General features: G+C 62.5%; 15 protein-coding genes. 4 read left to right on the top strand and 11 right to left on the bottom strand.

Annotated elements, in window-relative coordinates; genetic code table 11:
- Positions 1–69 precede the first annotated feature (69 nt).
- A complete protein-coding gene (locus tag QCE79_RS13475; RefSeq protein WP_250526351.1) occupies positions 70–774 on the top strand; it encodes a FadR/GntR family transcriptional regulator in 705 nt (234 codons plus the stop codon).
- Positions 775–870: 96 nt separating this feature from the next.
- On the opposite strand, the gene QCE79_RS13480 is transcribed toward QCE79_RS13475, so the two are convergent.
- Both QCE79_RS13480 and QCE79_RS13485 read right to left on the bottom strand, forming a co-directional pair.
- Positions 871–1,227: a hypothetical protein gene (locus QCE79_RS13480; protein ID WP_309844728.1), complete on the bottom strand. Its 357-nt coding sequence runs from the start codon at positions 1,225–1,227 to the stop codon at positions 871–873.
- Between the two features lie 14 nt (positions 1,228–1,241).
- Positions 1,242–1,535, bottom strand: coding sequence for a HipA domain-containing protein (locus QCE79_RS13485; RefSeq protein WP_309844730.1), 294 nt, complete (start codon positions 1,533–1,535; stop codon positions 1,242–1,244).
- Between the two features lie 148 nt (positions 1,536–1,683).
- Between QCE79_RS13485 and QCE79_RS13490 the strand changes: the two genes are divergently transcribed.
- Positions 1,684–1,893: a hypothetical protein gene (locus QCE79_RS13490; RefSeq protein ID WP_309844733.1), complete on the top strand. Its 210-nt coding sequence runs from the start codon at positions 1,684–1,686 to the stop codon at positions 1,891–1,893.
- A gap of 190 nt (positions 1,894–2,083) precedes the next feature.
- Here the strand turns inward: QCE79_RS13490 and glmS are convergent, their stop codons facing one another.
- The 5 genes from glmS to QCE79_RS13515 form a co-directional block, all read right to left on the bottom strand.
- Positions 2,084–3,901, bottom strand: coding sequence for a glutamine--fructose-6-phosphate transaminase (isomerizing) (glmS, locus tag QCE79_RS13495; RefSeq protein ID WP_244826497.1), 1,818 nt, complete (start codon positions 3,899–3,901; stop codon positions 2,084–2,086).
- Positions 3,902–3,962: 61 nt separating this feature from the next.
- A complete protein-coding gene (gene glmU / locus QCE79_RS13500; protein WP_309844736.1) occupies positions 3,963–5,327 on the bottom strand; it encodes a bifunctional UDP-N-acetylglucosamine diphosphorylase/glucosamine-1-phosphate N-acetyltransferase GlmU in 1,365 nt (454 codons plus the stop codon).
- Positions 5,328–5,424: 97 nt separating this feature from the next.
- Positions 5,425–6,384, bottom strand: coding sequence for a tRNA 2-thiocytidine(32) synthetase TtcA (gene ttcA, locus QCE79_RS13505; protein ID WP_309844738.1), 960 nt, complete (start codon positions 6,382–6,384; stop codon positions 5,425–5,427).
- Positions 6,381–6,782 (bottom strand): dihydroneopterin aldolase, encoded by a 402-nt coding sequence (locus QCE79_RS13510; RefSeq protein WP_244826500.1) that lies wholly within the window; start codon positions 6,780–6,782, stop codon positions 6,381–6,383. The genes ttcA and QCE79_RS13510 overlap by 4 nt, the downstream gene beginning before the upstream one ends.
- Positions 6,783–6,817: 35 nt before the next feature.
- Complete coding sequence (locus QCE79_RS13515) at positions 6,818–7,663, bottom strand: SDR family oxidoreductase (protein WP_250509619.1); 846 nt, start codon at positions 7,661–7,663, stop codon at positions 6,818–6,820.
- Positions 7,664–7,676: 13 nt separating this feature from the next.
- On the opposite strand from QCE79_RS13515, the gene QCE79_RS13520 reads away from it, so the two are divergent.
- Positions 7,677–8,882 carry a class I SAM-dependent methyltransferase gene (locus QCE79_RS13520; protein ID WP_250509620.1) on the top strand — a complete coding sequence of 402 codons (1,206 nt, stop codon included), beginning with the start codon at positions 7,677–7,679 and terminating at the stop codon, positions 8,880–8,882.
- Positions 8,883–8,891: 9 nt separating this feature from the next.
- Complete coding sequence (locus QCE79_RS13525) at positions 8,892–9,086, top strand: DUF2905 domain-containing protein (protein WP_244826503.1); 195 nt, start codon at positions 8,892–8,894, stop codon at positions 9,084–9,086.
- Between the two features lie 3 nt (positions 9,087–9,089).
- On the opposite strand, the gene QCE79_RS13530 is transcribed toward QCE79_RS13525, so the two are convergent.
- From QCE79_RS13530 to QCE79_RS13545, 4 genes are all read right to left on the bottom strand, one after another.
- Entirely contained in the window at positions 9,090–10,319 is a 1,230-nt protein-coding gene (locus tag QCE79_RS13530) for a multifunctional CCA addition/repair protein (RefSeq protein WP_309844742.1), read from the bottom strand.
- Positions 10,316–10,939: a glutathione S-transferase family protein gene (locus QCE79_RS13535; RefSeq protein WP_309844744.1), complete on the bottom strand. Its 624-nt coding sequence runs from the start codon at positions 10,937–10,939 to the stop codon at positions 10,316–10,318. The genes QCE79_RS13530 and QCE79_RS13535 overlap by 4 nt, the downstream gene beginning before the upstream one ends.
- An 11-nt stretch (positions 10,940–10,950) precedes the next feature.
- Positions 10,951–11,907: a complex I NDUFA9 subunit family protein gene (locus QCE79_RS13540; RefSeq protein ID WP_244826506.1), complete on the bottom strand. Its 957-nt coding sequence runs from the start codon at positions 11,905–11,907 to the stop codon at positions 10,951–10,953.
- Positions 11,908–12,027: 120 nt separating this feature from the next.
- Positions 12,028–13,995, bottom strand: coding sequence for a lytic transglycosylase domain-containing protein (locus QCE79_RS13545; RefSeq protein ID WP_250526360.1), 1,968 nt, complete (start codon positions 13,993–13,995; stop codon positions 12,028–12,030).
- Positions 13,996–13,997: the final 2 nt, after the last annotated feature.

Below are 13,997 nucleotides of genomic sequence, written 5' to 3' on the forward strand. Positions count from 1 at the left end.
AGTTACAAGCGCTGCCCATGGCGCGGACAAGATGTCCGACCACACCATTCTTCCCAACATCAAGAGAACATGGCGAGTTTGACCGATAAAGTTGTCACCACGTTGTTCGAGGAAATCGAGCGCGGCGTTCTGCGACCTGGCGACCGGATTCCAACCGAAGCCGCGTTGATGAAGCAACTGTCGGTGAGCCGGTCGGTGGTGCGCGAAGCGGTGTCGCGGTTGCAGGCGGCGAATGTCGTCGAGACGCGGCATGGCGTCGGCACTTTCATTCTGGCGCCGTCCGGGCGCGAGACCGTTCGCTTACCGGGCGTCGAGTTGTCGAACCTGCTGGACATCATGGCGATCATCGAGTTTCGCATCGATCTGGAAGGCGCTGCCGCCGCGCTCGCCGCGGGACGCCGTACGGAGCAGCATCTGAAGCAGATTGCCGCGACGCTCAGAAACTTCGAGGATCAACTGACGAGCGGCAGCACCGATGTTCTCGAACACGACGTCGAGTTTCATCTGCAAATTGCGCGGGCAAGCGGCAACCGATATTTCCACGACGTCCTGAGCCAGATGGGCCGAGGCGTGAGTCCTCGCACGCGGCTTGGCCGGGCGGAGTTGGCGGAGCTGGATCAGATCGAACGCCTGCGCAATGTGCTGAGTGAACACAAGGCGATTTATCGGGCGATCGTGCGTCAGGACAGCGACGACGCACGCGCAGCAATGCGCCTGCATCTGAGCAACAGCCGTGAGCGGTTGAAAGACGTGCATGCGTCGGCTGCGGTCTGAAACATCGCACGGGTTTTGAGCAGCGCGCCTCGTCTGTCTAAGTTAACAAAAGGATTCGTATATATACGTAGTAATAGTTAACAAGCACGAGGCGTTTCAGTGGATAAGTACCGTCGTGCTTTTCCGATCAACGAGTTGGCGATTTAACAAGTCCGGTATGGCGAGCGCGTTTGCGGACGGAAGCTGGGACAACTTTCGGTGTTTGCGGGTTAACGCGAAGTTATCCAGAAACCGCCAACAGATGAACAGTCGAGCTGTTGACAGGGTTGTCCACAGGCGTCTGGCCACGCGCACCTGGTTGGTCGAGATCGTCTTAGTCATGGCGTCGAGGGTTTCGACGGTTATCGACAGGTTGTCGGCGTAGCGTTTGAAGTCCGATGCGATGTTCGCGATTCGATCGATGGAGCGCGCAGCGACACGTGGGGCGATGCCGGTCTTGCTGGCGAGCTTCATGAGATGCTCGCGCGTCACGGCCTCGCCTCTCCGCTGACATTCATTCGATGCTCGCCGCCCGGACCTGAATTAAACGTGAGGTCGTACGCGGGTGAAAACTGCCGGCGGCCATCCGCGTCCATCACGAAGGAAAAGTTCTTGGTGTGATCGTCGCGATTGTCGAAGACGACGTTGAACACGCATCGCTCGGAGGCCTGAAGTACTTCGCGTACATCGCGCGTTATGAACTGCATGAGTCGCAAGAGCGTGACGTAGTCCATCTGAGGGACGCGAAAGTCGGCGTGCGCCACGCCGGCTGCCGTACGCATGGGGACCCGCATGCAGCTCGCGATCGAATCGTTCGATACCAAAGGCGGCCATGGAATCGCCGAGATCGAAATAAGCCGTGACGGGCATTCGTAGCTCGCACGCAGTTGCAATGGCGCCGTACATGGCCTCGACCGCGCAGACTTCCTTGTGATCGGAGCGCGGCTTGAGTTCGAAAGGGAGATCCAGATTGTCGGCAAGGCCCAACATGCCATTGCGACGCGGATAAAAGAATCGAGCGACCCTTGTCCGCCGCGTTCGATATTGCGCAGTGCGCGCGTCGTTATGCCGGCGCGGCTTGCCACGTCTTTCCTGTTGGAGATTTTGCGCAAGGCGGTGAGCGCGCAGGCGCTGGCCTGATTCCTCCCAAATCTCAGCTGAGCTTGCTAAGTTAAAGCGCGTTTTTTTGCCGGTTAAATGCAAAGATTGACGCTTACCGGCGTTGTTTTACCGCTTAGAAAAGGGTGCCACTTGTTTCAGGATATGCCCATCCAACAAAAACGCCCCCGAAGGGGCGCTTTACAAAACTCGCGACGGCACCAACCCAACTTCACTCCACCGTCACCGACTTCGCCAAGTTCCGCGGCTTATCCACATCCGTCCCGCGTGCACAAGCGGTGTGATACGACAGCAATTGCAGCGGCACCACATGCAAAATCGGCGAGAGCGCGCCGTAATGCTCGGGCATGCGGATGACATGAATGCCCGCCTCGCTGACGATGCGCGTATCCGCATCCGCGAACACATAAAGCTCACCGCCGCGCGCCCGCACTTCCTGCATGTTCGACTTGAGCTTTTCAAGCAGCGTATCGTTCGGCGCGACGGTCACGACCGGCATCGCCTCGGTCACCAGCGCGAGCGGCCCGTGCTTCAGTTCGCCCGCCGGATAAGCCTCCGCGTGGATATACGAAATCTCCTTGAGCTTCAACGCGCCTTCCAGCGCGATCGGATAATGCAGCCCGCGCCCGAGGAAAAGCGCATTCTCCTTGCGCGCGAATTCCTCCGACCACGCGATGATCTGCGGCTCCAGCGCCAGCACGCTATTCAACGCCGCCGGCAAGTGACGCAACTGACCGAGATAAGCCGCTTCCTGCTTTGCATCGACGAAACCGCGCAGCTTCCCGAGCGTCACCGCCAGCACGAACAAGCCGACGAGCTGCGTCGTGAACGCCTTCGTCGACGCCACGCCAATCTCCGTGCCCGCATGCGTCAGGAACGCGAACTCGGTCTGTCGCACCATCGCGCTCGTCGCAACGTTGCAGACCGCGAGCGTGTGCTTGTGGCCGAGCGATTGCGCGTGCTTGAGCGCGGCGAGCGTGTCGGCGGTTTCGCCCGATTGGGATACCACCACGACCAACGCTTTCGGATTCGGCACCGACTCCCGATACCGATACTCGCTCGCAATCTCGACCTGCGTTGGAATCTTCGCGATAGATTCGAGCCAGTACTTCGCCGTCAAACCCGCGTACGAACTCGTGCCGCACGCCAGAATGAGCACGCTGTCGATTTCCGCGAACACCTCGCCGGCCGTCGCGCCGAATAGCTCCGGGTCGAAGTGATCGGCTTGCGGAATCGTGTCGGTGATAGCGCGCGGCTGCTCGAAGATTTCCTTTTGCATGAAATGGCGATACGGCCCAAGCTCCACGGCGCCGCCGTACGCCGTCACCACGCGCACTTCGCGCTTCGCGGGCAGACCCGCCCGATCGAAAATCTTCACGCCATCGAGCGAAAGTTCGACGACATCGCCTTCTTCGAGGAACGAGAAACGGTCCGTGCTGCCCGCAATGGCGAGCGCATCGGACGCGAGGAAATTCTCGCCATCGCCCAGACCCACGACGAGCGGCGAACCCTGCCGCGCGCCCACCACCGTATGCGGCTGATCCTTATGAATGACCGCGATGGCATACGCGCCATGCAATTGCGCGACGGCTTCGCGCACGGTCTGGAACAGATCACCGCGATACATGCTGTGAATCAGATGCGCGATGACTTCGGTATCCGTCTGCGATACGAACTCATAGCCCTTGCCGCGCAGCATCTCGCGCAACGCCTCGTAGTTCTCGATGATGCCGTTATGCACGAGCGCCACGGTATCGCGCGAAAAGATGGGATGTGCGTTGTCGGTGACGGGCGCGCCATGCGTGGCCCAGCGCGTGTGCGCAATGGCCGTCATGCCGGCGAGTCCCGATTGCTTCACCTGTTCGTCGAGATCGGCCACGCGGGCGACGCTGCGCGCGCGGCGCGGCTCGCCGTTGCTCAATACGGCGACGCCGCACGAGTCGTAGCCGCGATATTCGAGGCGTCGCAGGCCTTCGACGAGCACCGGGACGATATTACGTTGCGCAACCGCGCCGACAATTCCACACATGGCGTTGATCCTTTCAGACTTAGTTTCGTGCGCGCGCCGCAATGCAGTCCGCGCGCGTTGTTCAGACCTTCTTCGCCTTGACCGGGCGAACGTAGCCCGGCTTGCTGACCTGCACTTTCTCGTTCAGCACGAGTTCGCCTTCGCCGACATCCTTCCACACGGTCGTGCCCGCCGCGATGGTGACGCCGCGACCGACGCGCACGGGCGCGACGAGCTGCGTATCCGAGCCGACGAACACGTCGTCTTCGATGATCGTGCGATGCTTGTTCGCGCCGTCGTAGTTACAGGTAATGGTTCCAGCGCCGACATTGACCCGCGCGCCGATGTCCGCGTCGCCGATATAGGTCAGGTGGTTCGCCTTGGAACCGTGGCCTAGCACCGCGTTCTTCACTTCGACGAAGTTGCCGACGTGCGCTTCGTCGCCAAGCACCGCGCCCGGACGCAGCCGCGCATACGGCCCGAGCACGACATTCGCGCCGGTCTTGCCGCCTTCGATATGCGTGTACGCGTCCACGCGCGCGCCTGTGCCGATGGTGGCATTGCGAAGCACGCAGTTCGGACCGATGGTCACGTCATCCGCCAGCGTCACGCGGCCTTCGAAGACGCAATTCACGTCGATGAAAACGTCCGCGCCGCATTCGAGCGTGCCGCGTACGTCGATGCGGGCCGGGTCCGCGAGCGTCACGCCCGCTTCGAGCAGCGCGTAAGCCACGTTGCGCTGATGCACGCGCTCCAGTTCCGCCAGCTGAATCTTGCTGTTCACGCCGAGCGTTTCCCATTCGGCATCGGGCTGCGCCGTCACCACTTCGACGCCTGCTTCGATGGCGCGCTCGACTACATCGGTGAGATAAAACTCGCCCTGCGCGTTGTTGTTCTTAAGCGACGCGACCCACGCTTCGAGCGTGCGCGTGGGCGAAACGACAATGCCCGTGTTGATCTCCGCAATCCGCCGCTCTTCCTCGCTCGCATCTTTTTGTTCGACGATTTTCTGCACGGAACCGCTGGCATCGCGCACGATCCGGCCGTAGCCGGCCGGATCGGCCACCGTTACCGTCAGCACGCCGTAGCGTTCGCCGCCGGCAGCATCGAGCAGGCGTTGCAACGTGCTTGCGCGCGTGAGCGGCACGTCGCCGTAGAGCACGAGCGTCGGCACGGAGGGATCGAGCAGCGGCAGCGCCTGTTGCACCGCGTGGCCCGTGCCGAGTTGCTTGTCCTGGACGGCGAACTGCACGTCGGGCGCGCCGACGGCTTCGCGCACCTTGTCCGCGCCGTGACCGATCACCACGACGAGCCGCGTTGGCGAAAGCGTGCGCGCCGTGTCGATGACATGCGCGAGAAGCGGCTTGCCCGCCAGCGGATGAAGGACCTTCGGCAGAGCGGAGCGCATGCGCTTGCCCATGCCGGCAGCCAGAATCACGATGTTCATTGACGGATTTCTTGCGAAGAATGGTTGCGGCCAATATAGCACGCAGGCCTTTTGACGCAGTGCGGTAAATGCCACGCTGCGCCTTGTCGGGAAAGGCTCAAAGGTCGTCGAACTGCACGATTGAAATCGCGTTTGCCGGCCCGGACGGTTCGCTCGCGCACGGTTCTTCGTCGAAGGCAAGATCGCCGTTTGCGTCCGCCTCGCCCGTCGCGCGCAATCCGGCGAACGGAAAGAGCTTGTGATCCATCAAATGCGACGGCACGACATTAGTCAGCGCGTTGAACATGTTGTCCACTCGACCGGGAAAACGCTTGTCCCAATCGCGCACCAGCGCCTTCATTTCCGCGCGCTTCAAGTTGGGCTGACTGCCGCACAGATTGCACGGGATGATCGGAAACTCGCGCAACGCGGCGTATTTTTCCAGATCGGTTTCCTTCACGTAGGCAAGCGGGCGAATCACGATGTTCTTGCCATCGTCCGATTGCAGCTTGGGCGGCATGCCCTTCAGCTTGCCGCCATAAAACATGTTGAGCAAAAGCGTTTGCAGAATGTCGTCGCGATGATGCCCGAGCGCGATCTTGGTCGCGCCCAGTTCGCCCGCCACGCGGTACAGAATGCCGCGCCGCAGCCGCGAGCACAGCGAACACGTCGTCTTGCCTTCCGGCACCAGCCGCTTGACGATGCTGTACGTATCCTGGTTCTCGATATGAAACGGAATGTCCAGCTTGCTCAGATATTCGGGCAGCACATGCTCCGGAAATCCCGGCTGCTTCTGATCCAGATTGACGGCCACGAGTTCGAAGTTGATCGGCGCGCGCTCGCGCAGGCGCATGAGAATTTCGAGCATCGCGTAACTATCCTTGCCGCCGGACAGACACACCATGACCTTGTCGCCTTCCTCGATCATGTTGAAGTCGCCGATCGCCTCGCCGACTTGCCGCGCGAGCCGCTTGAAGAGCTTGTTGTTCTCGTAGGCTTCCTTCTGCTGACGGCGCGTCAGCGCTTCGCGCGCGGGCTTTTGCTCGTCGGGCGCTTGCAGTGTCTCGGGCGCGTTCATGCTCGTTCCTCTTTGATACGGAAGACTTCGACGCCCACCGCGTCGCAGTCGGGATACACGTCGGGTTTTTCTGTCGATACCACCACGGCCCGCACATTCGGATGCGCGAGCAGCGCGGCGGCGACATCGTCGCAGAGTGTTTCCTGCAGATGGATGTGGCCGCGCTTCACGCGCTCGGCGATGGTCGAGCGCATGAAGTCGTAGTCGACGACTTCGGCGAGCTTGTCCGCGACGGGCGTGGACAGCGCGAGCGGCACGAACAGTTCGACGTTGATCACGACGCGTTGCTCGCCGCGCTTCTCGAAGTCATGCACACCGATATTGATGCGCACTTCGTAGTTGCGCAGAAAAAGCCGCCGGCAATCGGCCAGCCGGGGATGCGAAAGTGCGGCAAGCATGGGTTCGTTCCAAAAGTTGATACGCGGCGCGCGGGCTACAGCTTCGGCGCGCCGAACAGGTACATCACGTCGCGCGGGCTCGGCACGAGATGCTGGCCGCCATCGACCACGAGCGTCGTGCCGGTCATGCCGTGCGCGTTCGCCAGAAAGCACGCGGCCTCCGCGACGTCGCGCACCGTGGACGCCCGCTTGAGCGGCGTCACGCGATGCGCCGCCGCGAACGATTCCGGCGTCTGCCCGGCGGAAATCAGCGTCAGTCCCGGCGCGAGGCCGACGACGCGCAGCTTCGGCCCCAGCGCCTGCGCGAGCGCGACGGTGGCGTTTTCCAGCGCGGCCTTCGTGAGCGTGTACGACAGGTAATCCGGGTTCATGTTGTACAGCTTCTGATCGAGCACGTTGATGACAACGCCGCGTTGCGTGTCGTCATCGGCGGCGGATTCAGGCGTGATTTCGTGCAACAGACGCGCAAGCGTGAGCGGCGCGGCGACGTTGATCGCGGTCATCTCGAGCAGCTTCGCATAGCCAAAGTCGGTGGCCGTGTCTTCGTCGAAACGCGATGCGCAGTTCACCACGCAATTCAGCGCGCCGAATGCCTCGACACACGCCGGCACGAGCCGCGCCACTTCCGCTTCGATGCCGAGATCCGCGTGCAATGCGGCCGCGCGCCGGCCAAGCGCTTCGATTTCGACGACGGTCTCGAGCGCTTCACGCGCAGAGCCGCCGTAGTGCACGGCGACGTCCCAGCCCTGGCGAGCGAATTCCAGCGCGACGCCGCGCCCTATGCGCCTGGCGCCGCCGGTCACGAGTACGACGCGGGACCGCGCAGCCGAAGCGGGCGAAAGCGGCGAATTTGCGGAAGATAACGGCGTGGAGGCGCTCATTTACAATACTGGGATGAATCCGAAAGCTCGACAATCCGACAGTTTACCTGCTCCCGGCGCGGATGCACTCGCCCAGTCCGACGCACTTTCCGCGCTGATTTGCGAGCGTATCGCCGAGGCGGGCGGCTGGCTGCCGTTCGACCGCTACATGGACCTCGCGCTGTATGCGCCCGGACTCGGCTATTACAGCGGCGGCGCGACAAAGTTCGGCCGGCGCGCGGAAGACGGCAGCGACTTCGTCACCGCGCCGGAATTGTCGCCCTTGTTCGCGACGACGCTCGCGCGGCCCGTGGCGCAGGCGCTCGAACAGAGCGGCACGCGCCGGCTGATGGAGTTCGGCGCGGGCACGGGCAAGCTCGCGGCGGGTTTGCTCAACGCGCTCGCCGAACTGGACGTGGCCTTCGATAGTTACGCAATCGTCGATCTTTCCGGCGAATTGCGCGCGCGCCAGCGCGAGACAATCGAAGCGCAGGCGCCCGCGCTCGCCGCCAAGGTCATCTGGCTCGATGCATTGCCGGATTCGTTCGAAGGCGTGGTGATCGGCAACGAAGTGCTGGACGCCATGCCGGTGCGACTCGTGGTGCGCAAGCTCGGCGCGTGGCACGAGCGCGGCGTGGTCGTGCTGAACGACCGTTTTGCTTTCGATGACCATCCCGTGGAAATCGACGAGCAAATCGAATTGATCGATGCCGCCATCGACGAAGCCAACGACGAGCCATTCACCGAATACGTGACCGAAACGCACGAGGCGGCGCTCGGCTTCACGAAGACCGTTTGCACCATGCTCACGCGCGGCGCGGCGTTTTTCATCGACTATGGATTTCCGCGCCGCGAGTTCTATCACGCGCAGCGCGCGACCGGAACGTTGATGTGTCATTACCGGCATCGCGCGCACACGGACCCGTTTCTCTATCCGGGCTTGCAGGACATCACGGCGCACGTCGAATTCACGGGGATCGCGGAAGCAGGCACGGAAGCCGGCGCCGATCTGCTGGGCTTCACATCGCAGGCGCGCTTTTTAATGAACGCCGGTATCACCGACGTACTCAACGAACTCGATCCCGCCGACGTGCGGCGCTTTTTGCCCGCCGCCAACGCCGTGCAGAAATTGCTTTCGGAAGCAGAGATGGGCGAACTCTTCAAGGTGATCGCGTTTTCGCGCGGCATTCCCGGCACGCTCGACGCCTTCTCGGCCGGCGACCGTTCCCATACGCTCTGAGCCATTGCCATGATCCGCTGGCTTCTGACTACGTTTGTCGCGCTGATGGTGCTGTCGGCTTGCTGGCCGTGGCTCCGCAAGCTCGGCGTCGGGCGCTTGCCGGGCGACTTCACGCTGCGCATCTTTGGACGCGAATACTCGTTTCCGTTCATGTCGACGCTGCTGCTGTCGATGTTGCTGTCGCTGATCGCGCGCGCGCTCTAGCCGTTACAGAACCGCCTTCACCGCTTCGACCCGCGCATCGTGCACGGCGTCTTTTATGCGGGCGGGCTGATTGGCGAAGCGTTGCGCGACCGCGCCGGCATCGACGGAACGGGCCGCGACTAGCGCCTCGCGCAGCCGTTCAGCCTGTGGATAAGGCTGCTGTTCCAGACCGAGCCGACCGCGCGCATCGGCGAGACATGCCTGCAAGGCTTCCGCGAAACGCGCGGGTTTGCGCAACGCGTCGGCGCGTTCGAAGAGGCGCACCAGCGCGGCCGCGCCCGCGTCCATGACGCGATGAATGTTGCCGTGCTCGCGCGCGACGAGTACCGCCAGATCGCGGCACTCGTTCGGCACGCGCAAGCGGTCGCAAAGCGGCTTCAGGAGATCGACGCTGCGCCCTTCGTGACCAAGATGGCGCGGCAGGATATCGTCCGGCGTGGTCGCCTTGCCGAGATCGTGAGTGAGCGCGGCGAAGCGCACCGGCAACGCAAACCCCTGCGACGCCGCGTAGTCCACCACCATCATCACGTGGACGCCGGTGTCCACTTCAGGGTGATAGTCGGCGCGTTGCGGCACGCCCCAAAGCGCGTTGACTTCGGGGAGAATGCGCGCCAGCGCGCCGCAACCGCGCAGGATCTCGAACATGCGAGAAGGCTTCTTTTCCATCAGACCGCGCGAGACTTCCTGCCATACGCGCTCGGGCACGAGGGCATTGACTTCGCCCGCCTCGACCATTTTCTTCATCAGCGCTTCGGTTTCCGGCGCGACTGAAAAATCGGCGAAGCGCGCCGCGAAACGAGCGAGACGAAGAATACGCACCGGGTCTTCGATGAACGCATCGCCCACATGCCGGAAGAGTTTCTGCGCGAGATCGGCGCGGCCGTTGAACGGATCGATCACCGGGCCGGTCAGTTCGCCATCGGGATTCACTTCGCGCGCCATTGCATTGATGGTCAGATCGCGCCGCGTCAAGTCCTCTTCGAGCGTCACGTCCGGCGAGTAGTAAAACTGGAAGCCGTGATACCCCGCCGCCGTCTTGCGCTCGGTGCGCGCGAGCGCGTATTCCTCGTGCGTCCGCGGATGCAAAAACACCGGGAAATCCTTGCCCACCGGCTTATAGCCTTGCGCCACCATTTGCTCGGGCGTGGCTCCAACCACGACATAATCGCGATCCACCACCGGCACGCCGAGCAATTCGTCGCGGATCGCGCCGCCAACCGCGTAAATGTTCATTGCGCGATTTCCTGCTTTGCATCCTCGATCCACGCCGCGACCGCGGGCAATGCGGTCACGCGCTGCGCATAGGCACGCGATTCATCGTCAAGCGACGGCTCGTAGGAATTGAAGCGCATGACGACCGGCGCGAACATGGCATCCGCAATACCGAACTCGCCGAACAGAAACGGCCCGCCCGACTTCGCCAGGCAATCGGCCCACAACGCTTCGATGCGCGCGATATTCGCCAATGCGCCTTCGCTTGCGCCTTTGCCTGGCGCGTGCGTGCGAATTTCCATGGGCATCGACTGACGCAAGTCAGCGAAACTCGCGTGCATCTCGGCGCTGATGCTGCGCGCATGAGCCCGCGCGCCGGCATCGCGCGGCCACATCGCGTGGTCGGGAAAGCGCTCGGCGAGGGTCTCCATGATTGCAAGCGACTCCCACACGGAGGCGCCGTCGTCGGTGACGAGACACGGCACCTTGCCCGATGGCGACACTTCGAGAATGCGCGCCTTGGTATCGGGCTGACCGAGACGGATCAGCGTTTCCTCGAAGGGAATGCCGAAGTGCTTCGCCAGCACCCAAGGGCGCATGGACCAGGAAGACGTGTTCTTGTCACCAATGACGAGTTTCATGCGATCGATGTTCAGCGATGCGCCGTGGCGCGAAAAGAATTGAAGCGCGAGCGATTCGACGCGCCCGTCAGATACAACGGCGCAATCGCTTCGATGCTCGCCGGTTCGCCGATGCCCAGTTCGGGCGCAAGCGGGCCGCTCGCAATATTCGGCGTTTTCATGGAATCGAGATTGTCGCGCGAAATCAGCGGTTCACCGGGCGCGAGTTCGAGCGTCATCGCCTGAAGGCGGCCAAGGCTCTCGGGCAGCTTGATGATGCGCGAATGCTTGCCGATGGTCGCGCCCGCAAAGCGCACCAGCTCCGCGAGCGTAAAGACGCCCGGCCCCGCGAGTTCGTAGACCATGCGGTTGGCCGCGTCGAGGTCGAGCACGTTGACCATGGCCTTGGCCACGTCGCCGACGAAAATAGGCTGGAACTGCGCGTCGGCGCAAGCCAGCGGAATCACCGGGAACATGCGTTCGAGGAAGGCGAACTGATTCAGCAGATTGTCCTCGGGACCGAAAACGACGGAGCTTCGAAAAATGGTCCAGTCGAGGCCCGAGTCGCGCACCGCCTTTTCGCCGTCGCCCTTCGAGCGCAAATACATGCTCGGACCTTCCGAATCCGCGCCGATCGCGCTCATGTGCAGCAGCCGGCGCACGCCTTTCGCCGCGCACGCCGCCGCGATCTTGCGCGGCAACTCGACGTGTGCTTTCTCGAACTCAGGCCCATAAGGCTCGCCGCGCCGCCCTTGCAGCACGCCGACGAGGTTGATCACCGCGTCGGCCTCCGCGACGAAAGCCGCGAGTTGCGCGGGATCGTGAATATCGGTTTCGATGACATCGACGGGAAGAAGCGTCAGATGCGCCGCGTTGGAACGGCGCCGCGTGGCAATTCGCACGTTCTTGCCGAGATCGACCAGCGCGTTGACGAGATGACTTCCGATGAAACCCGAACCGCCGATGAGCGCTACCTTTTGATGTCGCATATTCGCCTCTTGAGTCGCGGCTTTGTGAGTGCGCTTTGACGAATGCGAACGGCGAAGGGGCAGCCGCGCGCCCGTTCCGTTTATTCGTGCAACGAAACCGCGACGCGCGGTGCAAAAGAACTACGGCGCGATATATCCCAGCCGCGTCTTCAGCGATTGCGGACGGCCTTCGAACAGTGCCGCGTAATAGACGGTGTTCGACAACACGTTCTTGACGTAATCGCGCGTCTCGGTGAACGGAATGGTTTCAGCAAAAATCGCGCCCTCGACAGGCGCGCGCAAATCCTGCCGCCATTGCTTCGGCCGGCCGGGACCTGCGTTGTAACCGGCAGTGGCGAGCACGGGCGAGTTATCGAATTGATTGTAGATCATCGACAGGTAATTTGTGCCGAGCAGAATGTTGGTGTTGATGTCGTTCATTTGCGCGCGCGACACCGGACCCATGCCGATTTTCTTGGCGACGAGTTGCGCCGTGCCAGGCATCAGTTGCATCAAGCCGCCCGCGCCTACTTCCGAACGCGCGTTGATGATGAAGCGCGATTCCTGGCGAATTAGCCCGTATGCCCATTCGATATCGAGCCCGGTGGTTTGCGCATCGCGCTCGACGATATCGCGGAACGGCGACAGATAACGCAGCGTGAAGTCGTGCTCGGTCTTCGTCTTGTCGGCGGTGTTCACCGTGCGGTCGAACAGTTCGATGCGCTTTGCATACTGCGCGGCGGCGATGAGTTGCCGGTCCGTCATGCTGCGCAACGGCCAGTTCCATTCGCGGTTGCCTTCGAGCCGCATGTTCAGCGAGTAGAAACGTTGCGACAGCGCGAAGCCCGGCACCGACTGCATTTGCGCGATTTCGGCATCGCTCACGGTGGTGCGCGGCGGGACGCTGATCTTCTGGCCGGTTTCTTCCAGCGCGAGCTGGCCGTAGAAGTTGTATTGGTCCGCGATCGACTGGAATTCCTGATTGGCCGTTGCGGCGTCGCCCGCTTGCTTGACCGCGCGGCCGTGCCAGTAAGTCCACGCAGGCTGGCTGCGCAAGGTGGGCGGCATCTGGTCGATAGACCAGCGCACCATGTTCCAGTCGCCCGCGAGCAACGCGCTGCGCGTGCGCCATTCATATGCGGGGTTCGACAACTGCGCGTTCGCCGATAGCCGATACCAGTCCGACGCGGCCGGCATGCGCTTGATCGCCGCCTGATAACCGATGGTGCCCCAGCCGATCGCGCGTTCCTGCGCGGTGAGACTCGGCGCGACCGAACTGAACGTGGCCGCGGCCATTGCCGGATCGTTGCGAGCCATGCGCGTGATGGCGAGCAAGGTCAGTTGGTGCGCCGGCGTGTTCGGCATGACGCCGCGTGCGAGGTAAAGCGGCGGCTTGTTGACCGCGTCGTCGAGAAGCGAGCCTTTCGGCTTTTCCTGCCCGAGCGCTTCGACGATATTCGATCCGGTCGACGTGTAGTTCTGTTCGTAAGCGATGCGAATCTGCTGCCAGATGTCGTCGCTCGTGAACTGGCCTGACTCCGCAAGTGCGCCGATGAGATCGACGCAGCCGTCGCCGTACCATTTGGGATCGACGAGCAGCGCGCGCGCCGCTTCCGCGACGTTCTCGCCCTTCGAGAGACGCGCTTCGAGTGCATAGCACTTGACCTGCGTGTCGTCGTTGAGCACGAAGCGGGCATATTGCTGCTCGAAGTTCTTCCAGTCGTGACGGCTGCCGAGCACGACGAGATAATCGTTGCGCATGCGGTCGGCAATGGCCTGGCCGTCGTTGCGCTGCAGGAACGAGAGCACCGGCGCATCGGGCGCGTCGATGCGCGCGTGGCCTTGCGAATCGAAGAGTTGCGGCTTGATCGTGAAGTACTCGACGTAACTCGGCGCCGGATAGTTCGGGATTTGCGCGGCAAGAACGGCGGCTTTGGCCGGATCGTTCGCGCGCGCGGCATCGCGCAACTGCATGAAGATGCGGTCGTCGGACGACGGCGAGAAGTCTTCGTCGGGGCGAACCGCGGAAGCTGTTCCACAAGCGACGAGCGTCACTGCGGCAAGTGCGGTACCAGCCGCAAGATATACTCGGTCGAGGCGTTTTGACATCG

This window comes from Caballeronia sp. LZ003 (assembly GCF_031451465.1).
In the GTDB taxonomy this organism is placed as follows: Bacteria; Pseudomonadota; Gammaproteobacteria; order Burkholderiales; family Burkholderiaceae; genus Caballeronia.